Origin of the sequence: Leifsonia naganoensis (assembly GCF_013410615.1) — a bacterium.
Lineage (GTDB): Bacteria > Actinomycetota > Actinomycetes > Actinomycetales > Microbacteriaceae > Leifsonia > Leifsonia aquatica.
On sequence record NZ_JACCHJ010000001.1, the window covers coordinates 658,844 to 679,245 of the forward strand.

Consider the following 20,402-nt stretch of genomic DNA (forward strand, 5'->3'; position numbering starts at 1 on the left):
GGGATCTGTTTCCTAGTCGTTGTTGCGGTACTCGTCGAGCTGGCGCGGGCCGAACGCGTCGGGCAGCACCTCGTCGATCGTGCGGATGCCGGAGACGGTCTGCAGCAGCATCCCCTCGGCGGAGTGCTCGTAGAGCAGCTGCCGGCAGCGCCCGCACGGCATGAGGATGTCGCCCCCGCCGTTCACGCAGGTGAAGGCGACGAGGCGCCCTCCGCCGGTCATCGCGAGCGAGGACACCAGTCCGCACTCGGCGCAGAGCGTCACGCCGTAGCTGGCGTTCTCCACGTTGCAGCCGCTGACGATGCGCCCGTCGTCGACCAGCGCCGCCGCTCCCACGGGGAACTGCGAGTACGGGACGTAGGCGTGCGACATGGCCTCGGTCGCGGAGACGCGCAGCGCCTCCCAGTCGATCTGCGGCGCGGTCATGACTTGATGTAGGGCTTGCCGTCGGCGGCGGGTGCCCGCGACATCCCGACGAGGCCGGCGACCGCGAAGATCGTCACGACGTACGGGAGCATGAGCATGAACTCGCTCGGGACGGGCGAGCCGATGATGCCGAGCACGTTCTGCAGGTTCGACGCGAAGCCGAAGAGCAGGGCCGCGAGGGTGGCGCGGATCGGGTCCCAGCGACCGAAGATGACGGCCGCCAGGGCGATGAAGCCCTGTCCGGCGGTCATCTCCTTGGAGAAGGCGCCGACCGAGCCGAGCGTGAAGTACGCGCCGCCGAGTCCGGCGATCGCTCCGGCGAGGGAGACGTTCCAGAACCGCGTGCTGTTGACCTTGATGCCGACGGTGTCCGCGGCCTCCGGGTGCTCGCCGACCGAGCGGAGGCGCAGGCCCCAGCGGGTCTTGAACAGACCGAACCACACCACGAAGATCGCGATGTACATGAGGTACTCGATGATCGTCTGGTTGAAGAGCACCTTGCCGATGATCGGGATCTCGCTGAGGAACGGGATGGGCCAGTCCGGCAGGCGCGGCGGGTGGTTGAGGGCCGACGGGTCGGCCGCGAGCACCTGCGAGTAGAAGAAGCTGGTGAGGCCGGTGACGAGCACGTTGAGCACGACGCCGACGATGACCTGGTCGACCAGGTACTTGATGGCGAAGGCGGCGAGCACGAACGAGACCAGCACGCCGGCGACCATCGCGGCCAGCAGGCCGACGACCCAGCTGCCGGTGAGCGTCGCGGTCATGGCAGACACGAACGCTCCGGCGAGCAGCTGGCCCTCGATGGCGACGTTGACGACGCCGCCGCGCTCCGAGATCACGCCGCCCAGGGCGCCGAACACGAGCGGGACAGAGAGGCTGATCGTGCCGAGCAGGAGGCCGGTGACCGGGACGGGCAGCTCGCCCGAGCCCGCCCAGGCGAGGAAGCCGAACATGAACGCCAGGGCGAACACGACGACGAGCCAGATCGGCGTCTTGCGCGCGTTCCAGGAGAGGTAGGCGCTGTAGGCGGTGATGATCGCGAGGATCACGGTCACGACGATCGTGGTCGAGAACGTGTCGACGACGAGGTTCGGGAGCTTGACCGCGTCGGACGACTCGGAGAACCGGAAGGTGCTCTGGCCGTGGCGCGAGAAGCCGAGGAACAGGACGAGGCTGATGACCACGAACACCGCGAAGGCGATCGGGGCCTTCCAGGAGCGGATCTCTGCCTTCTCCAGCGCGATGGGCGCGGAGTCCGGGATGACGGGGGCCGTGGTGGTCACTTGGCCGCCACCTCCTTCGTGACGATGGGACGCTGTCTCCGGGGAGTGCTCCCGGGCGTCGGCAGGCGGAAGATCGCGCGCACCAGCGGCGGCGCGGCGACGAAGAGGACGATGAGCGACTGCATCACCAGGACGATGTCGATCGGGATGTCGTTCGCGGCCTGGATCGTGAAGCCGCCGGCCTTGAGCGCCCCGAAGAGCAGACCGGCGATGAAGACGCCCCACGGCTTGGACCGGCCGAGCAGGGCCACGGTGATGGCGTCGAAGCCGATGCCCGCGTCCACGCCCGAGCTGATGCCCTGCGGGAAGACGCCGAGCGCCTGGCTCGCGCCGGCGATGCCGACGAGGCCACCCGCGATGAGCATCGCGTAGAGGTAGATGTTCTTGACGTTGATGCCGGCGACGCGGGCCGCGTTCGGGTTCTCGCCGACCGCGCGGAAGCGGAAGCCGAGGCTCGAGCGGTTGATCAGCCACCACACGAAGACCGTCGCGGCGATCACGACGATGAACGCCCAGGTGAGGTTGTACTGCTCGCCGAAGAGGGGCGGGAAGACCGCGTTGGCGTGGATCGCCGGCGCCTTCGGGTTGTTCGAGCCCGGCGCCTGCAGGAGGCCCTGGGTGCGCAGCATGTACGCGACCAGGTAGAAGGCGATGTAGTTGAGCATGATCGTCACGATCACCTCGTGCGCGCCGGTCCTCGCCTTCAGGACGCCGACGATGCCGGCCCAGATCGCACCGCCCGCGATGCCCGCCACGACGGCGAGCACGAGGTGGATGACCGGGGGCAGGTTCCACGAGAAGCCGACCCAGGCCGAGGCGGCCGCGGCGATGAGGATCTGTCCCTGGCCGCCGATGTTGAACAGGCCGACGCGGAAGGCGAGGGCCACGCCGAGACCGCTGACGATCAGCGGTGTGGCGAACGTCAGTGTCTCCGTCAGGGGGCGGATACCGGCGGCGAACGTCGGGCGGCGGAAGTTGTAGATGGCTCCCTGGAACATCGACACGTAGGCGCTGGAGACCGAGTCCCAGATGGCCTTGAACGTGTCGCCGGGGCGGGCGAAGAAGTATCCCGCCGCCTTCTGCACCTCGGGGTCGGTGGCGGCGATCAGGATCGCGCCGACGACGAGCGCGAGCACCACGGCGAGGATCGAGATGATCACCGGTCCGCCCATGATGTCGCGGACCGCCTTGTTCCAGCGGTCGTCGTTCTCCGGCTTGCCGGCCGGCTGACCGGACGGTGCCGGTTGCGCCGGCGCCACGGGCTGGCTGGGAGTGGGGGTCCCGGTCATGCTGCTGCTCCTGCCTGCTCCGGCGACTCGCCGGCCATCATGAGGCCGAGGACGTCTCGCGACGTGTCCCCCGGCACGATTCCAACGATTCCCCCGCGGTACATGACGGCGATGCGGTCGGCCAGCGCCGCGACCTCGTCGAGCTCGGTCGAGACGACGATCACCGGCACGCCGGAGTCGCGGGTCTCGACGATGCGCTTGTGGACGAACTCGATCGAGCCGACGTCCAGACCGCGGGTCGGCTGCGCCGCCACGAACAGCCGCAACTCGCGGCTCAGCTCGCGGGCGAGCACGACCTTCTGTGCGTTGCCGCCCGAGAGGCGGCCGACGGCGGTGTCGATCGACTGGGTGCGCACGTCGAACTCGCGCACCTTCTCCTCGGCGAACTGCTTGAGATACGAGAACTGGATGTTGCCCGCCTTGACGAAGGGCTCCCCGGTCGAGCGGTCCAGCATCAGGTTCTCCTGGATGCTGAACTCGCCGACGAGGCCGTCCTCATTGCGGTCCTCCGGCACGAACCCGACACCGGCGTCGAGCACCTTGCGCGGGCTCTGCCCCTGGATCTCGTTGCCGTCGAGCACGATCGTGCCCTCGACGCGGGGCTGCAGCCCGAGGATCGCCTCGGTGAGCTCGGTCTGACCGTTGCCCTGCACGCCGGCGATGGCAAGGATCTCGCCTGCACGGACCTCGAAGCTGACCCGGTTGACCACGAGCTGGCCGATCGGGTCGATCACCGAGAGATCCGTGACCACGAGCGCCGCGTCGCCGGGTGCCGCCGGCTCCTTGTGCACCGTGAGCGAGACCGCGCGACCGACCATCATCGACGCCATCTCGGCGTTCGTGGCGGTGGGCTCGGCCTCGCCGACGACCTTGCCGAGGCGGATGACCGTGATGCGGTCGGCCACCTCGCGCACCTCGCGCAGCTTGTGGGTGATGAAGATGATCGCCGTGCCCTGCTCCTTGAGCTGGCGCATGATGCCCATCAGCTCATCGGTCTCCTGCGGGGTCAGTACGGCGGTGGGCTCGTCGAAGACGAGCACCTTCGCGTTCTGGGAGAGCGCCTTGATGATCTCGACGCGCTGCTGCACACCGATGGGGAGGTCTTCGACCAGCGCGTCCGGGTCGACATCGAAGCCGAACCGGGCGGAGATCTCGCGCACCTTCGCGCGGGCCGCGGCCAGGTCGAGACGACCGCCGAACTTCGTCTGCTCGTGGCCGAGCATGACGTTCTCGGCGACGGTGAAGACGGGTATGAGCATGAAGTGCTGGTGCACCATGCCGATGCCGGCCTTCATGGCGTCGCCGGGGCCGGCGAAGTGCTGGACGGCGTCGTCCAGCAGGATGTCGCCCTCCTCGGCCTGGTAGAGGCCGTAGAGGACGTTCATCAGGGTCGACTTGCCTGCGCCGTTCTCGCCGAGCAGGCAGTGGATCTCGCCAGGTTCGACCGTGAGGTCGATGTGGTCGTTGGCGACCAGGGCACCGAACCGTTTGGTGATGCCGCGAAGTTCGAGCTTCATTCGGGTGGGGTTCCTTCTCTACTCGCCCGTGGTGAGCACAGAGACAGTGAGCGGTGGCACGCGACAACGGCGGTGGCCTCGTTGCGCCTGTTCAATCTACCGTCTGCGCATATGTCAGTCTGTGCTCAGATGAGCATCTGGACAAGGGCACGACAACGGGGAGGCCAGCGGCGCTGACCTCCCCGTCGAGTGTGTTGCCGTCGTTGCCGAGTTACTGCTTGGGCGACGAGGGCGACGTGACCTTGATCGAGCCGTCGATGATGCCTGCCTTGATCTTGTCGAGCTCGCCCTGCAGGCCGGAGTCGACCTTCGAGGCGAAGTCGTGGAACGGCGCGAGGCCGACACCGTCGTTCTTCAGCGTGCCGACGTACGGCGTGCTGTCGAACTTGCCCTTCGACGACTCGATCACGACGTCGTTCGTAGCGGGCTTCATGCCCTTCATGACCGAGGTGAGGAGCAAGTCCTTGACGCTCGGGTCCGACTCGTAGACATCGGCGTCGACGCCGACCATGGCGATCGACTTGCCGGAGTCCTTGATGGCCTGCGCGGCCGACTGGTAGATCGGGCCGCCGACCGGCATGATGACATCGGCGTTCTGGTCGATGATGCCCTGAGCCGTGTTCTTCGCGGTCTCGTTGGCGTCGAAGCCACCGGTGAAGGAGCCGTTCTGCGCGTCGACGTCCCAGCCGACGACCTTGACCGACTTGCTCTTCTGGTCGTTGAAGTACTTCACGCCGTCCGCGAAGCCGTCCATGAAGATGGTGACGGTCGGGATCTGCATGCCGCCGAAGGTGCCGACGATGCCGGTCTTCGAGTAGCTCGCGGCCGCGTAGCCGGCGAGGAACGCCGCCTGGGCGGTGTCGAAGATGATCGGCTTGACGTTCTTGGCCTGGATCGAGTTGTCGTCGATGATGGCGAAATTGACGTCGGGGTTCGACGCGGCGGCCTTCTTCGTCGCGTCGGCGAGCAGGAAGCCGACGGTGACGACCAGGTTGCAGTTCTGGTCCACCATGTTCTGGATGTTCGGAGCGAAGTCGTTCTCGCTCTTGGACTCCGCCTTCTTCGGCTCGACCTGCAATGTCTTAGCCGCTTCGGTCAGGCCCTCGTAGCCGAGCTGGTTGAACGAGTGGTCGTCGAATCCGCCCGAGTCGGAGACCATGCAGGGCAGGAAGTCGCTCTTCGCGGCGCCGGTCGACGAGCTGTCGGACGGTGCAGCGGAACATGCGGCGAGCAGCGCGATGACGCCGGTCGCTGCAAGACCGACGAGGCCGGCCTTACGGGCTGTGATTGTCAAGGTTGTCCTCCAAGATGCGTGGCCGGCGCAGGTGCCCGCCGGCCAGGGTATGCACTGACGTTACCGAATGTGACGAACCGCTCCGTTCGAAAATCCGGCTTCTTCATGCAAGCGTTACAAACGCGCGCACCGTTGGCGACTGCTCATTTGAGCGAAATCAGAAGGGGCCGCCCCAGAGAGGCGACCCCTTGGTCGGCTAATTGCTGACGATGACTCCGACCCAGTCAAGCGACTCATTGCTTGCGCATGAAGCGCTCGACTGACCACCCGGCGGTTTGAGGGGGCCGTACTTCTGGGTACTCCAGGAGCCGTTAAGAAGCGTCCACCCGTTGCACCGGATTGCGACCTGGAAAAGATAGGACTGGCCGTTTGGGGCGCACGTCGCTGTGCCGGTCTTTCCGGACTTCGCCGTCGTGCATGAGGGAAAGTTCGCCGCAGATGCAGGCGCCGCGAACAACAGCGCCCCCACCAATGCCGCACTCGACGCTATCCCGATTCGAGTTATCCATTTGCGCATTTTCAACTCCTTCGTCGAAGGCGCCACGCGATCAGGAATCCAACGCCTGAAATGTAACGCCTGTGATCAACTTAGGAAGGTTGCGTCATTTTAACCAGAGCGTTCGCACCCGACTCGTTACATCCACCCGCGCTTCTTGAACAGCACATAGAGCAGCGTGCTCAGCCCCAGCATCGCGACGATCGCGAGGGGGTAGCCGAACTGCCATGCCAGTTCGGGCATGTGCTCGAAGTTCATGCCGTAGACGCCCGCGATGAGGGACGGGGCGAAGAGGATCGCCGCCCAGGAGGAGATCTTCTTGACCTGTTCGCCCTGCTCGTGGGTCGAGAGCGCGAGGCGGGTCATCTCCTCGTTCTGACGTTCGGAGACCAGGGTCGAGTTCACCGTCAGGATGTCGCGCAAAAGGTAGCGGAAGCCGTCCACGCGCTCGTTCACCTGTGTGAGGTGGTCGGCGACGTCGCGCAGACGGCGTTCGAGCTCCTGGGTGACGCCGTACTTGGCCGTGCCGCGTTCGAGCGCGATCATCACCGCGGAGAGCGGATGGGTCGCGCGCTGGAAGTCGATGACCTCGCGGGACAGCTCGTAGATGCGTCGGGAGACGAGGGCATCCCCGCCGAACACCTGGGTCTCGATCTCGTCGATGTCGTTGGCGAGACCGGCGACGACCGGGCTGTACGCATCCACGACGGCGTCGATGATCGCGTAGAGCACGGCCTGCGGGCCGAGCGCGAGCAGCTCGGGCTCCGCCTCCATGCGATGCCGCACGGTGGAGAGGTCGGGCGACTCGCTGTGGCGCACCGTGATCACGAAGTTCGGTCCGACGAAGAGGTGCAGCTCGCCGAAGTCGACCTCCTCGGGCACGTCCAGGTAGTTCGCCGCCTTGAGCACGACGAAGAGCACCGTGTCGTAGCGTTCCAGCTTGGGCCGCTGGTGGGCGACGATCGCGTCCTCGATGGCGAGCGGGTGGAGGTTGAACTCCTCGGCCAGCGACATCAGCTCGCGCTCGCTCGGCCGGTAGAGGCCGATCCAGGCGACGCCGTCGGGCGTCGCGTCGAGAGCACGATAGGTCTCGGCCAGCGTGGTCGGCGACGCGACGCGGACGCCGCCGCGGTACACGGCACTGTCCACCATGCTCGAGCGCGACGGGGCCGAACCGGGCGCGGGCTCCGGGGCGACGATCGAACTGGGAGGGTCGACCCTCCGCGACCGGGAAACGAAGGGCATGGGAATGCCGCGTCGGTTGATGTTCGCCATCGTTCACCTCCAGGGAGCGTGCGGAAGGGTGGACGGCCGCCTGAGCGGCCACCTAACTGTACGCGCGCTGCCTGCCGACCGGCTGGACGCCGCTCTCCTCCGCCTCTGCGCATGCGTTCAGGATCACGCGCTCGTAGTGCCCGACGAGCTCTCCGCAGAGGACGTCCCAGCCGCGGCCGAGGACGGCCCGCCTCCCGGCCTCGCCCATCCGGAGCCGGAGCCCCGTGTCGCTGACGATCATCGCGACGGCGGCACGCAGCGCCCGCTCGTCGGACGGCGGGAAGAGCAGCCCGTCGACACCGTGCTCGACGAGGTCGACCGGGCCGCCGGCGCGCGGAGCGACGACGGGCAGGCCCGAGGCATGCGCCTCCTGCACGGTCTGGCCGAAGGTCTCCTCCGACCCGGTGTGGACGAAGAGGTCGAAGGAAGCGTACGCCGCGGCGAGGTCGTCCCCGCCCAGCCGCCCCAGCCAGGTGACAGGCACTCCGCGCAGCTCGCGCTCGACGGCGTCGCGCGCGGGACCGTCGCCGACGATGGCGACCGAGACGCCGGGCAGGCCGCGCAACGCCCGCAGCCGCTCCACTTGCTTCTCCGGCGCGATGCGACCCACGTACCCGACGACGACCTCGCCGTCGGGCGAGAGCCGGTCGCGGAGCGCGACCGCCGCCTTCGTGCGCCGCTTGTTGGGGTGATAGCGCTCGAGGTCGACGCCACGGCCCCAGCGGCCGATCCGGGAGACGCCGGCGTCGCGGAGGTCGTACTCGGAGGCGGCGGAGGGGGCGAGCGTGAGATCGGCGCCCTCGTGCACCCAGCGCACATACTTCCAGGCGATGGCGGAGGTGAGCCCGAGCCCGTTGCGGCGGGCGAAGCCGGCGACGTCGGTCTGGTAGATGGCGACCGACGGCACGCCCAGCCGGTTCGCCGCGGCGATGGCCTGCGCACCCAGGAAGAAGGGAGAGGCGGCGTGGAGCACGTCCGGGGCGAAACGGGCGAGGATGCGCTGCACCTGCGGGCTCGGCAGCCCGACCGGGAACTGCCGGTAGGCGATGGACGGGACCTGGTGGATGCGGAAGCCGGCGTACTCCGCCGGCGCCCCCGCCTCCGGGCAGATCACGATCGCCTCGTGCCCGGCCTCCGCCAGATGGTCCAGCACGCGCAGCACGCTGTTCGTGACCCCGTTGACCGTGGGGAGGAAGCTCTCGCTGACCACCGCAACCCGCATGCCGCCACGCTAAGCAGCCGGGGTTGCCCGGCCGTTGCCCCGCGATGAACGGTGCATGTCCAGCGCCGATCGGTATCCTGTCCAGCATGAGCCGCAGCACCCCGCTCGACCACTTCTACAGCGTGATCCCCGCCGGTGGCGTCGGATCCCGGCTATGGCCGTTGTCGCGCGCAGACGCGCCCAAGTTCCTGCACGATCTGACGGGATCGGGGCAGACACTGCTACGCGACACCTGGGACCGCCTGACACCGCTCTCCGGCGACCAGCGGATCATGGTCGTCACCGGCCGTGCGCACCGCGCCGCGGTCGAGGCCCAGCTCCCCGACCTCGCCGACCCGAACGTCGTGCTCGAGAGCGAGGGACGCGACTCCACCGCGGCGATCGGTCTGGCCGCCGCGATCCTCGAGCGTCGCGAGCCGGGCGTCATCATCGGCTCGTTCGCCGCCGACCACGTCATCCGCGATCAGGCCCGCTTCCGCCACGCGGTGCGGGAGGCCGTGCACGCCGCCGCCGCCGGCTACATCACCACCATCGGCATCCAGCCGACGGAACCCGCGGTGGGCTTCGGCTACATCCACACCGCGGGCGAGACCGCCGAGATCGCGGGTGCACCGACCGCCCGCCTCGTCGACTCCTTCGTCGAGAAGCCCGACCTCGCCACCGCGGAGGCGTACGTCGCGGATGGCTCCTATCTCTGGAACGCGGGCATGTTCATCTCCCGCGCCGACCTCCTCCTCGAGGAGATCGGTCGCAACAAGCCCGACCTCCACGCCGGGCTGCTCGAGCTCGCCGCCGCGTGGGACGACCCGGCGACGCGCGGGCCGGCCGTCGACCGCATCTGGCCCGGCCTCGAGAAGATCGCCATCGACTACACCGTCGCCGAACCCGCTGCGGCAGCCGGACGCCTCGCCGTCGTGCCCGGCTACTTCGACTGGGACGACGTCGGAGACTTCGCGTCGCTGGCCAAGCTGAACTCCGGCGGCCGCAAGTCCGACCTGGCGATCCTCGGCGAGAACGCCCGCGTGCTCTCCGACTCGTCCAGCGGCATCGTCGTGAGCCAGAGCAACCGGGTGATCAGCCTGATCGGCGTGAAGGACATCGTCGTCGTGGACACCCCGGACGCCCTCCTGGTGACGACGAGCGAGAACGCGCAGCGCGTGAAGGCCGTCGTGGACGCGCTGAAGGTCACCGGCTCGACCGACGTCCTCTAGCGCAGAAGGGGCGGAGCCTCAGTCGACGACCGAGGGTCCGCTCTGCACATCGGCGGCGATCCGGGAGATCTCGGCGTCGTCGAGCTGGATGCCGGCGTCGTCGAGGCGCTGACGCAGGACCTTCTCGCTGTCTTCGCGCGGCAGCCGCTGCATGTCTGCGCGCATCTGTTCGACGATGCCGGCGACCTTGGCACCGGTTCCGGCATCGTTGCTTCCGTTCATGACGGGTTCGTCTTGGGTCATGCGTCGGAACGTACGCCTCCGCGCCGTCGACGCAAGGGATGTTTATCTCGACGTCGAGATAACTGAGGTCACCCTAAGCAGCGCCCGGATGACCCGCGGCATAGACTGGGCAACGCGCTCAGCGCGCCTCATGAAGCGACATGCAACCAGGGAGGGTTGTTCGTGCCAGACCAAGCGGCAGTGACTCTGCAGCCGACGAAGAACCGGCCGGGCGGCACGCTGTACCGCGGCCGCGAGGGTATGTGGTCGTGGGTGCTTCACCGCATCACCGGCGTAGCCATCTTCTTCTTCCTGCTCGTGCACATCCTCGACACCTCGCTCATCCGGGTCAGCCCGGAGGCGTACAACGCGGTGATCGGGACGTACAAGAACCCCATCATGGGGCTCGGCGAGATCGCCCTCGTGGCGGCCATCGTGTTCCACGCCTTCAACGGCATCCGGATCATCCTGATCGACTTCTGGAGCAAGGGCGTCAAGTACCAGCGCGCCATGTTCTGGATCGTCATCGCCCTCTGGGTGATCCTGATGGCCGGATTCATCCCCGTGCAGCTCGTGCACATCTTCGCGGAGGGGCACTGACATGACGACCATCGAAGCGCCCCGCTCCCCTGCGCGCCCGGCACGCAAGGGCGTCAACTGGGAGAAGTGGGGCTGGATCTACATGCGGCTCTCCGGCCTCGTGCTGATCGTCCTGATCTTCGGCCACCTCCTGGTGAACATCGTGCTCGGCGACGGCGTCAAGCAGATCGACTTCGCCTTCGTCGCCGGCAAGTACGCGACCCCGTTCTGGCAGATCTGGGACCTCCTCATGCTCTGGCTCGCCATGATCCACGGCGGCAACGGCATGCGCACCCTCGTCAACGACTACGCGCACAACAAGATGGTGAACCGCATCCTCCGTTGGGCGATCCTCGCCGCGGTGGTCGTGATGGTCGTGCTCGGCACCCTCGTGATCTTCACCTTCGACCCCTGCCCGGTGGGCGCCGCGGCCGACCAGCTGCCGTCCTTCTGCCCGGTCAAGTAACGGAAAACCGCACCTGTGACTACGACTGAATCCTCTGAATCGACCGTCATCGACGGCGTCCACTACCACGAGTTCGACATCGTCATCGTCGGCGCCGGCGGCGCCGGGATGCGTGCGGCCATCGAGGCCGGACCGCACGCCAGGACGGCCGTGATCTCGAAGCTCTACCCCACCCGCTCCCACACCGGCGCGGCGCAGGGCGGCATGGCCGCGGCGCTCGCCAACGTGGAGGAGGACAGCTGGGAGTGGCACACCTTCGACACCGTCAAGGGCGGCGACTACCTCGTCGACCAGGACGCCGCCGAGATCCTCGCCAAAGAGGCGATCGACGCGGTCATCGACCTCGAGAACATGGGCCTGCCGTTCAACCGCACGCCCGAGGGCAAGATCGACCAGCGCCGCTTCGGCGGTCACACCCGCGACCACGGCAAGGCCCCGGTCCGCCGCGCCTGCTACGCGGCCGACCGCACCGGCCACATGATCCTGCAGACGCTGTTCCAGAACTGCGTGAAGCTCGGCATCAACTTCTTCAACGAGTTCTACGTGCTCGACGTGATCATGAACGAGGTCGACGGCGTCGACCAGCCCGCGGGCGTCGTCGCCTATGAGCTGGCGACCGGCGAGCTGCACGTCTTCCACTCGAAGGCGATCATCTTCGCCACCGGCGGCTTCGGCAAGATCTTCAAGACGACCTCCAACGCGCACACCCTCACGGGCGACGGCGTCGGGATCATCTGGCGCAAGAAGCTCCCGCTGGAGGACATGGAGTTCTTCCAGTTCCACCCGACCGGCCTGGCCGGCCTCGGCATCCTCCTCACCGAGGGCGCGCGCGGCGAGGGCGCGATCCTCCGCAACGCCAGCGGCGAGCGGTTCATGGAGCGCTACGCCCCGACCATCAAGGACCTCGCCCCGCGTGACATCGTCGCGCGCTGCATGGTCCAGGAGGTCGCGGAGGGCCGCGGCGCCGGCCCGCACAAGGACTACGTGCTGCTCGACTGCACGCACCTCGGCGCCGAGGTCCTCGAGACCAAGCTGCCGGACATCACCGAGTTCGCCCGCACCTACCTCGGCGTCGATCCCGTCGTCGAGCCCGTGCCGGTCATGCCGACCGCGCACTACGCGATGGGCGGCATCCCGACCAACAACAACGCCGAGGTGCTGCGCGACAACACCACGGTCGTCCCCGGCCTCTACGCCGCGGGCGAGTGCGCCTGCGTCTCGGTCCACGGCTCGAACCGTCTGGGCACCAACTCGCTCCTCGACATCAACGTCTTCGGCAAGCGCGCCGGCAACAACGCCGTCGAGTACGTCAAGACCGCGACCGCCGTCCCCCTCCCGGAGGACCCGGCCGCGTTCGTCCGCGGACTCATCGACGACCTGCGCACCGGCACCGGCACCGAGCGGATCGCCGCGATCCGCAAGGAGCTGCAGGACGAGATGGACAAGAACGCCCAGGTGTTCCGCACCGACGAGTCGCTCGAGCAGGTCACGGGGACCATCCACCGCCTCCGCGAGCGCTACAAGAACGTCGTCGTGCAGGACAAGGGCAAGCGGTTCAACACCGACCTGCTCGAAGCCGTCGAACTCGGCTTCCTGCTCGACCTCGCCGAGGTCGTCGTCTACTCGGCCCGCAACCGCAAGGAATCGCGCGGCGGACACATGCGCGACGACTACCCGAAGCGCGACGACGAGAACTACATGCAGCACACGATGGCCTACCTGACCGGTGACCCCCACTCCGCCGACGCGGCGGACCACATCACCCTCGACTGGAAGCCGGTCGTCGTGACGCGTTACGAGCCCATGGAGAGGAAGTACTGATGTCGACCGCCGTACTGGAGACTCCCCCTGCTCCCGAAGCCCCCGTCCAGTCGTTCACGGTGACGCTGATCATCCGTCGCTTCGACCCGGACGTGGACACGGAGCCGCGCTGGCAGGACTTCGACGTCGAGATGTTCCCGACGGACCGCATCCTGGACGCGCTGCACAAGATCAAGTGGGAGCAGGACGGGTCGCTGACCTTCCGCCGCTCCTGCGCGCACGGCATCTGCGGCTCCGACGCGATGCGCATCAACGGCCGCAACCGCCTCGCCTGCAAGACGCTGATCAAGGACCTGGACATCTCCAAGCCGATCTACGTCGAGGCGATCAAGGGCCTGCCGCTGGAGAAGGACCTCATCGTCGACATGGAGCCGTTCTTCGCGAGCTACCGCGAGGTGCAGCCGTTCCTCGTCGCGAACAGCAAGCCGGAGAAGGGCAAGGAGCGCGTCCAGTCCGTCGCCGACCGCGCGCGCTTCGACGACACCACCAAGTGCATCCTCTGCGCCGCGTGCACGTCGTCGTGCCCCGTGTTCTGGACCGACGGGCAGTACTTCGGGCCGGCGGCCATCGTGAACGCGCACCGGTTCATCTTCGACTCCCGCGACGACAACGCGCAGGTGCGCCTCGACATCCTCAACGACAAGGAGGGCGTCTGGCGCTGCCGCACGACCTTCAACTGCACCGACGCCTGCCCCCGTGGCATCCAGGTGACGCAGGCGATCGCCGAGGTCAAGCAGGCCATCATGCGCGGCAAGCCGTAGTCCGGACTTCGTAAGAAGCGCCCCTCCGCCACTGGCGGAGGGGCGCTTTCTACTTAACTTGTCCCCGCGGTGCACGGCCAAAGAATTCACTGGGCCAGCGGGATGCGGGGAAGCCATGTCCCCCGGTAGAGTGACATGCCGGGCCCGCCCTGGAGCCCGCACTTCCCGACTCACACACAAGGAATCGCCATGGCGTCCGCACACGACTTCTTCCTGCTCGGCGACCACGAGGCTGCCAAGCAGCTCGTCGTCTCCGCCCTCGCCTCCGAGGGCTTCGTCGTCACGTCCACCCCGACCGGTGGCCTGCTCGCCAAGCGTGGCAGCGCCGCCTCGACCTTCTGGCTCGGCGCCTTCGCCGGCAAGAACTTCCAGCTGACCTTCCTCGTCGACTTCATGGTCGACCAGCAGGGCCGGCTGGTGGCCCGCCTCAACCGCAACATGGCCGGAGGCGCACTGAAGGGCGGCGCGATCGGCGCCGCCAAGACCGACACGGCGTTCCAAGAGACCGCCAACGCCATCGCGGCCGCCCTGCACCCCGCGGGCATCCTGGCCGACAGCATCTCGCAGAAGTAACACCTCACCAACACCACCGACCCCGCATCCCGAATCGGAGCCACCTCACCATGACCGACCAGACCCCGAATGCCTACCCGCCCGCTCCCCCGGCCGGCTACACCCCGTACCCGACGCAGAAGAGCGGCACCAACGTCCTCGCGATCATCGCCCTCGTCGGCGGGTTCGTCTTCCCGCTCGCCGGCGTGATCTGCGGCCACATCGCCCTCAGCCAGATCAAGCGCACCGGCGAGAGCGGCCGCGGCCTGGCCCTCGCCGGCCTGATCATCGGCTACGTCTACATCGCATTCATCGTCCTCGCCGTGATCTTCGCGATCGTCGGCGGCGTGATCGCCGCGTCCTCGGGCTACTCGAGCTACTCGTACTGAGCCGACGCACGGAGCCCCGGTCGCCGCGCCCTCGCGCGGACGGCCGGGGCTCTGTCGTTCCGCCGGCCCGAGGCGGTGCGATCAACGGCGCAGCAGGAACGCGTCCTCACCGGCGTAGTCGAAGTCGCCCTCGTCGACCTCCGTCGCCCACGGTGGCGTTCGACCGAACGACGCCGCCCACTCGATCGCCGGACGCACGGTGTCCGCGTAGGCGCCGACGGGGCGGTAGCCGAGCGCGGTGGCGGCCGACAGATCGAGTTCGATTCCGGGGACGACATCCCACGGGTGCCGGCCCTGCTCGTCACCCTCCACCAGCACCTCGTCCCACTGGTGCCCGAGCGTCTCGGCCACGATGCGCGCGATGTCGCGCCCGGTCGGCACATCCGGATCCGCCGCGTTCAGGATGCGGGCACCGGGATGGTCTGCGACCGTCTCGACGAGAGCAGCGGCGTTCACCGCTGCCGTCGGGTGGTCGTAGCCCCGGCCGCCATGGGCGAGCAGGACGACGGCCCGGCCGTCCAGCACCCGCCGCACGAAGTGCCACTCCCGGGGGAGTGCCGCCCCCGCACCGTGCACCTTCGACGCGCGCAATACGGTGACGGGATGGCCGCTCTCCAGAAGCACGCGCTCTGCAGCGACCTTGTTGCGGCCGTAGCCCTCCCTGCTCTGGTAGCGGCCGTCCCAGGCGGGTTCGAGCGTGTCGGTGTCCTCCCGCACCGGACCGCCGAACCGCGGGCGCTCGTCCGAGTTGATGTGGCGTCCGTCCGCATCGACGTAGACCGCCTTGCTGGAGAACATCACAGTCGTTCCGACGCTGTCCAGGTGCGGGAGCAGCAGTCGCCCGTCGTCCGCGGTGAAGCAGAGCGCGTCGACCAGCAGCTCGGCCCCTTCCCGGAGCGTCTCGGCCAGAGCGGCCGGGTCTCGGCGATCGGAACGCAGGTGCCGGACGCCGGCCGCGGCGAGCGCCGCCGGCATCCGCTCGGGATCGCGGCCGGTGACCGAGACGTCCCACCCGGAGGCGGCCAGCCGGAGGGCCGTCGCCCGGCCCAGGAGCCCCGTGCCGCCGAGGATGATCGCAGAAGGCATCCCGCCAGCCTATGCGGTCGATATCCTGAACCGGTGGCCAAGAAGACCCGACCAGCACCGGAGGCGGTGAGCCCCGACCCCGCTCTGCAGCGCGCCGAGGGGACGGTCGAGCCCGAGGAGACCCTGAAGGACCGGTTCCGCGACGCCGCGGAGCCGATCAGGGAGCGGCTGGAGAAGCCGGTCGCGCGGGTCTCCCACGTCGCCAAGTGGGTGCAGGCGCTCCGGCCGTACCGGGTGTACATCAATTACTCCCACTCGGACGGCAACCTGCGGGCGGCCGGGATGGGCTTCCAGTCGCTGTTCGCCGTCTTCGCCGCCGTGTGGCTCGGCTTCTCGGTGGCGGGCCTGTGGCTGACCGGCAATCCCGAGATCTACAAGGCGCTGGTGGAGCTGATCAACCGTGCGGTGCCCGGCCTCATCTCCACCCCGACCTCGCAGGGCGTGATCGACACCACGCAGCTCGAGCAGGCGACCTCGTTCGGCTGGGCCGGCGCCATCGCCGCGATCGGCCTCCTCTGGACGGCCATCGGCTGGCTGTACTACACCCGCCAGGCCGTCCGCGCGGTGTTCGGCCTGAGCAGGGACACCACCAACTACGTCCTGCAGAAGATCCGGGACCTGTTCCTCGCCCTCGGATTCGGCCTGGTGTTCATCTTCTCGGCGACCCTGACGATCGTCAGCACGCAGGCCCTGACGTTCTTCCTCGATCTGGTCGGCCTGCCCTCCGACTCCGCCGTGACCAGTGTCATCACCCGGATCTCCAGTCTCGTGGTGTCCGTCGCCCTCAACATCGTCACGCTCGGGGCGATGTTCCGCGTCATGGCGAGGGTCGCCATCCCGTGGCGCAACCTCTTCTTCGGCGTTCTTCTCGGCGCAGCGGTCCTCGCCGGCCTGAGCGTGCTCGGCGGCGTGCTGCTCGGCGGGGCGACGAAGAACCCGCTGCTCGCCACCTTCGCCGTGTTCATCGGTCTGCTGGTGTGGTTCAACCTCGTCTCGCGCGTCATCCTGCTCTCGGCCTCGTGGATCGCGGTCGGGATGCTCGACCGGGGACTCTCGCCGCGGATGGTGACACCCGAGCAGGCCGCCGCCGAACGCGCCGCCGCCGAGCACGAGGCGCGCGTCGTGGTGGCGCGGGCGGAGCTCGCGGACGCCCGCACCGAGCTCGCCGAGGCGCACTGGTTCGGCCAGCTGTCGGCCCAGCGCAAAGTCGAGAAGGCGGAGCACCGCCTCAACGATCTGCTCGATCTGGGGAGCGTCGGCGGCCACCGGTAGGCTTGATCCATGCCCACGAAACCGCTGCGAATCGCGACGATCAACACCAACGGCGTGCGCGCCGCGTTCCGCAAGGGCATGGGCGGCTGGCTCGACGGGCGCGACGTCGACATCCTCGCCATCCAGGAGGTGCGCGCCTCCACCGAGGACCTCGAACAGCTCCTCGGCCCCGACTGGGACATCGTGCACGACCCCGCGACGGCGAAGGGGCGCGCCGGCGTCGCCATCGCCAGCCGGCACCGTGCCGCGATCCACCGGGTGGAGCTCGGACCGTCGGAGTTCGACAGCGCCGGCCGCTGGCTCGAGGCCGACTACGAGGTGAACGGCACCGTGGTCACGGTCGTGAGCGCGTACGTCCATTCGGGCGAGGCCGGCACCGAGAAGCAGGTCGAGAAGTACAAGTTCCTCGACGCGATGGAGAAGCGCCTGCCCGAGCTGCAGAAGCACAACGAGCTCGCCGTCGTGATGGGCGACCTCAACGTGGGCCACCGCACCCTCGACATCAAGAACTGGAAGGGCAACGTCAAGCGCGCCGGGTTCCTCCCCGAGGAGCGCGCGTACTTCGACCGCTTCGTCGGCGCGGAGGGCGAGCCCGGCTACAACGACGGCGCCGGCCTCGGCTGGGTCGACGTGGGCCGCAAGCACGCGGGCGACGTCGACGGCCCCTACACGTGGTGGTCGTGGCGCGGACAGGCGTTCGACAACGACACCGGCTGGCGGATCGACTACCAGCTGGCCAGCCCCGCCCTCGCGGCGCGGGTGAAGGATTACGCGGTGGACCGTGCGGCCGCCTATGACGAGCGATGGTCGGACCACACCCCTGTGGTCGTCGACTACGCCATCTGAAGCATCCGCATCCATCGATTCGAAAGCACGGACATGACCTCTCTCCCCCGCCTCTACTCGGGCATGCAGCCCTCGGCCGACTCGCTGCACCTCGGCAACTACATCGGCGCGCTCCTGCAGTGGAAAGACCTGCAGAGCACCCACGACGCGTTCTTCTCCGTCGTCGACATGCACGCGATCACCGTCGCGCAAGACCCTGCCGAGCTCCGCGAGAAGACCCGCCGCACCGCGGCGCAGTACATCGCCGCCGGTATCGACCCCTCGGCCTCCACCCTCTACGTGCAGTCGCACGTCGCCGCCCACGCCCAGCTGCAGTGGGTGCTCGCCACCATCACCGGCTACGGCGAGGCGGCACGCATGACGCAGTTCAAGGACAAGTCGGCCAAGCAGGGTGCGGACGCGACCTCGGTGGGCCTCTTCACCTACCCGGTGCTGATGGCTGCAGACATCCTGCTCTACGACGCCGAGGTGGTGCCGGTCGGCGACGACCAGCGTCAGCACGTCGAGCTGACGCGCGACCTCGCCGAGCGGTTCAACAGCCGGTTCGGCGAGACCTTCGTCGTGCCGCAGACGCTCACCCTCAAGGAGAGCGCCCGCATCTACGACCTGCAAAACCCATCGTCGAAGATGTCGAAGTCCGCCGACTCCGGCTCGGGCATCGTCTGGCTGCTGGACGAGCCGGACGCGACGCGCAAGAAGATCATGCGTGCCGTGACCGACACCGACGGCGTCGTGTCGTTCGACCGCGAGGGCAAGCCCGGCATCTCGAACCTGCTCAGCATCTACGGCGCCCTCAGCGGCCGGTCGATCCAGTCGATCGAGCTGGAGTACGAGGGCAAGGGGTACGGCGACTTCAAGAAGGGGCTCGTGGAGGTCGTCGTCGGTGCGCTCGGCCCGGTGCGCGAGCGCGCGCTCGAGCTGCTCGCCGACCCGGCGGAGCTCGATCGCATCCTCGCCCACAACGCCGCCCGCGCCGACGAGATCGCCGAGGCGACGCTCGCCAAGGTGTACGACAAGGTCGGCTTCCTGCGGCGGGTCCGCTGATGGCGACGCCATCCGCCTCGCCCGTGGTGCTCACGGGCGAGCGGGTGGTGCTCTCCGTGCCCACGGATGCGGATGTCGACCGCATCGCCGAGCTGTGCGTCGATCCTGCCATCGCCGAGTGGACGACCGTCCCCGCGCCGTACACGCGGGACGACGCGGTCGGGTTCGTGAACGGGTTCGTCGCGGATGGATGGGCCAGCGGGCGCATCCACACGTGGGGCATCCGCGTCAGGAGCGACTTGGTCGGGATGATGGGGCTGCACGGCATCGAGGACTCCGCCGCCGAGATCGGCTTCTGGCTGGCCCCCGAAGCACGCGGACTCGGTCTGATGTCGGAGGCCACCGCACTCGCGCTGGATTACGGCTTCGCCCCGGCGCCCGACGGTCTGGGCCTGCAGCGCATCGTCTGGCACGCCTTCGCGGGCAACGTCGCGAGCGCCGCCGTCGCGCGCCGCGCCGGCTTCACGTTCGAGGGCGTGAGCCGGCTGGGCGCCGTTCACCGCGGCCGGCGCCGCGACGACTGGCAGGCCGGTCTGCTCGCCACCGATCCACGCGTCCCGAACGACGGCTGGCCCGCGGAGACCGTGGCGTGAGCCGGCCGTCCGTGGTGCTCTTCGACCTCGACGACACGCTCTTCGCCCATCGGGCGGCGGTGCAGCTCGGGATCCGGCGCTACACCGCGTCCCTCGGCGAGCCCTACGGGATGCTCGAGGAGGCGGAGCTCGGGGCTCTCTGGCACGACCTCGAAGAGGAGCACTACCACGAGTACCTCGCCGGCCGGCTGGACTTCGAGGGCCAGCGGCAGTCGCGCGCCCGCGACTTCGCCGCCCGCCACGGCGTGACCCTCTCACCCGACGAGGCGAGCGCCTGGTTCGCCTCCTACTTCGAGCACTACGTCGCCGCCTGGTCCCTCCACGACGACGCCCTCCCCTGCCTCGATGCCCTGAAGGCGGCGATCCCGGGAGTGCGTTTCGGCCTCATCACCAACGGCGACCTCGCCTTCCAGCGGCGCAAGGTCGAGTCCGTCGGGCTGGATCGACGCATCCCGGTGCTCGTCGCCTCCGGGGAGGTCGGCGTCGCGAAGCCCGACGCAGCGATCTTCCACCACGCGTGCACCGTGTTCGACGTGTCCCCGGCTGAGGCCGTCTACGTCGGCGACCGCCTGCGCACCGACGCGATCGGCGCCGCGCAGGCCGGGCTGACCGGGGTGTGGCTCGATCGGCGCGACGCGGCTCCAGCGGCGACGGACGCGATGGACGCTGACGCTCTCGGAGTACTCCACATCCGCGGCCTCGACGAACTCACGGACGTCCTCGCCTCCTGATCCGCCGCCAAGCACTGAGCGACG

General features: G+C 68.4%; 21 protein-coding genes. 12 read left to right on the forward strand and 9 right to left on the reverse strand.

The genetic code is table 11. From position 1 onward, the window contains the following. Positions 1–12: 12 nt before the first annotated feature. From HNR14_RS03245 to HNR14_RS03275, 7 genes are all read right to left on the reverse strand, one after another. Positions 13–426, reverse strand: a complete 414-nt coding sequence (locus HNR14_RS03245; protein ID WP_021758352.1) for a cytidine deaminase — start codon at positions 424–426, stop codon at positions 13–15. Beyond that, on the reverse strand, positions 423–1,712 hold the full coding sequence (locus HNR14_RS03250) for an ABC transporter permease subunit (RefSeq protein ID WP_179699869.1): 1,290 nt from the start codon (positions 1,710–1,712) through the stop codon (positions 423–425). Before HNR14_RS03250 ends, HNR14_RS03245 begins: the two co-directional genes overlap by 4 nt. Then, positions 1,709–3,001 (reverse strand): ABC transporter permease, encoded by a 1,293-nt coding sequence (locus HNR14_RS03255; protein WP_179699870.1) that lies wholly within the window; start codon positions 2,999–3,001, stop codon positions 1,709–1,711. Before HNR14_RS03255 ends, HNR14_RS03250 begins: the two co-directional genes overlap by 4 nt. Further along, positions 2,998–4,518 carry an ABC transporter ATP-binding protein gene (locus HNR14_RS03260; protein WP_179699871.1) on the reverse strand — a complete coding sequence of 507 codons (1,521 nt, stop codon included), beginning with the start codon at positions 4,516–4,518 and terminating at the stop codon, positions 2,998–3,000. Before HNR14_RS03260 ends, HNR14_RS03255 begins: the two co-directional genes overlap by 4 nt. A 211-nt stretch (positions 4,519–4,729) precedes the next feature. Next, on the reverse strand, positions 4,730–5,812 hold the full coding sequence (locus HNR14_RS03265) for a BMP family lipoprotein (RefSeq protein ID WP_179699872.1): 1,083 nt from the start codon (positions 5,810–5,812) through the stop codon (positions 4,730–4,732). A gap of 634 nt (positions 5,813–6,446) precedes the next feature. Next, positions 6,447–7,583 (reverse strand): magnesium and cobalt transport protein CorA, encoded by a 1,137-nt coding sequence (locus tag HNR14_RS03270; protein ID WP_179699873.1) that lies wholly within the window; start codon positions 7,581–7,583, stop codon positions 6,447–6,449. A gap of 52 nt (positions 7,584–7,635) precedes the next feature. After that, on the reverse strand, positions 7,636–8,805 hold the full coding sequence (locus HNR14_RS03275; protein WP_179699874.1) for a glycosyltransferase family 4 protein: 1,170 nt from the start codon (positions 8,803–8,805) through the stop codon (positions 7,636–7,638). 86 nt (positions 8,806–8,891) lie between these two features. Between HNR14_RS03275 and HNR14_RS03280 the strand changes: the two genes are divergently transcribed. Continuing rightward, entirely contained in the window at positions 8,892–10,016 is a 1,125-nt protein-coding gene (locus tag HNR14_RS03280) for a mannose-1-phosphate guanylyltransferase (RefSeq protein ID WP_021760713.1), read from the forward strand. Between the two features lie 18 nt (positions 10,017–10,034). Here the strand turns inward: HNR14_RS03280 and HNR14_RS03285 are convergent, their stop codons facing one another. Then, complete coding sequence (locus tag HNR14_RS03285; RefSeq protein WP_021760715.1) at positions 10,035–10,259, reverse strand: hypothetical protein; 225 nt, start codon at positions 10,257–10,259, stop codon at positions 10,035–10,037. Positions 10,260–10,439: 180 nt separating this feature from the next. Between HNR14_RS03285 and sdhC the strand changes: the two genes are divergently transcribed. The 6 genes from sdhC (at position 10,440) to HNR14_RS03315 (ending at position 14,806) form a co-directional block, all read left to right on the forward strand. Then, entirely contained in the window at positions 10,440–10,838 is a 399-nt protein-coding gene (sdhC, locus tag HNR14_RS03290) for a succinate dehydrogenase, cytochrome b556 subunit (RefSeq protein WP_276325275.1), read from the forward strand. 1 nt (position 10,839) lies between these two features. Next, positions 10,840–11,283: a succinate dehydrogenase hydrophobic membrane anchor subunit gene (locus HNR14_RS03295; RefSeq protein ID WP_179699875.1), complete on the forward strand. Its 444-nt coding sequence runs from the start codon at positions 10,840–10,842 to the stop codon at positions 11,281–11,283. A gap of 15 nt (positions 11,284–11,298) precedes the next feature. After that, complete coding sequence (gene sdhA / locus HNR14_RS03300; protein WP_179699876.1) at positions 11,299–13,104, forward strand: succinate dehydrogenase flavoprotein subunit; 1,806 nt, start codon at positions 11,299–11,301, stop codon at positions 13,102–13,104. After that, positions 13,104–13,865: a succinate dehydrogenase iron-sulfur subunit gene (locus HNR14_RS03305; protein WP_021760723.1), complete on the forward strand. Its 762-nt coding sequence runs from the start codon at positions 13,104–13,106 to the stop codon at positions 13,863–13,865. The genes sdhA and HNR14_RS03305 overlap by 1 nt, the downstream gene beginning before the upstream one ends. Positions 13,866–14,054: 189 nt before the next feature. Then, positions 14,055–14,438: a hypothetical protein gene (locus HNR14_RS03310; RefSeq protein WP_179699877.1), complete on the forward strand. Its 384-nt coding sequence runs from the start codon at positions 14,055–14,057 to the stop codon at positions 14,436–14,438. A 50-nt stretch (positions 14,439–14,488) separates the two neighbouring features. After that, positions 14,489–14,806: a DUF4190 domain-containing protein gene (locus HNR14_RS03315; protein WP_179699878.1), complete on the forward strand. Its 318-nt coding sequence runs from the start codon at positions 14,489–14,491 to the stop codon at positions 14,804–14,806. Positions 14,807–14,887: 81 nt separating this feature from the next. Here HNR14_RS03315 and HNR14_RS03320 read toward each other — a convergent pair whose 3' ends face one another. Beyond that, positions 14,888–15,892, reverse strand: a complete 1,005-nt coding sequence (locus HNR14_RS03320) for an NAD-dependent epimerase/dehydratase family protein (protein WP_179699879.1) — start codon at positions 15,890–15,892, stop codon at positions 14,888–14,890. Positions 15,893–15,925: 33 nt separating this feature from the next. On the opposite strand from HNR14_RS03320, the gene HNR14_RS03325 reads away from it, so the two are divergent. Genes HNR14_RS03325 through HNR14_RS03345 form a run of 5 tightly spaced genes read left to right on the forward strand, consistent with a single transcriptional unit; the run spans position 15,926 to position 20,378 of the window. Continuing rightward, entirely contained in the window at positions 15,926–17,164 is a 1,239-nt protein-coding gene (locus HNR14_RS03325) for a YhjD/YihY/BrkB family envelope integrity protein (protein ID WP_179699880.1), read from the forward strand. A 9-nt stretch (positions 17,165–17,173) separates the two neighbouring features. Continuing rightward, positions 17,174–18,010, forward strand: a complete 837-nt coding sequence (locus tag HNR14_RS03330) for an exodeoxyribonuclease III (RefSeq protein WP_021760736.1) — start codon at positions 17,174–17,176, stop codon at positions 18,008–18,010. 33 nt (positions 18,011–18,043) lie between these two features. Beyond that, on the forward strand, positions 18,044–19,054 hold the full coding sequence (gene trpS / locus HNR14_RS03335) for a tryptophan--tRNA ligase (RefSeq protein ID WP_179699881.1): 1,011 nt from the start codon (positions 18,044–18,046) through the stop codon (positions 19,052–19,054). Continuing rightward, complete coding sequence (locus HNR14_RS03340) at positions 19,054–19,647, forward strand: GNAT family N-acetyltransferase (RefSeq protein ID WP_179699882.1); 594 nt, start codon at positions 19,054–19,056, stop codon at positions 19,645–19,647. The genes trpS and HNR14_RS03340 overlap by 1 nt, the downstream gene beginning before the upstream one ends. Then, complete coding sequence (locus HNR14_RS03345; RefSeq protein WP_179699883.1) at positions 19,644–20,378, forward strand: HAD-IA family hydrolase; 735 nt, start codon at positions 19,644–19,646, stop codon at positions 20,376–20,378. Before HNR14_RS03340 ends, HNR14_RS03345 begins: the two co-directional genes overlap by 4 nt. The last annotated feature ends 24 nt before the right edge of the window (positions 20,379–20,402 follow it).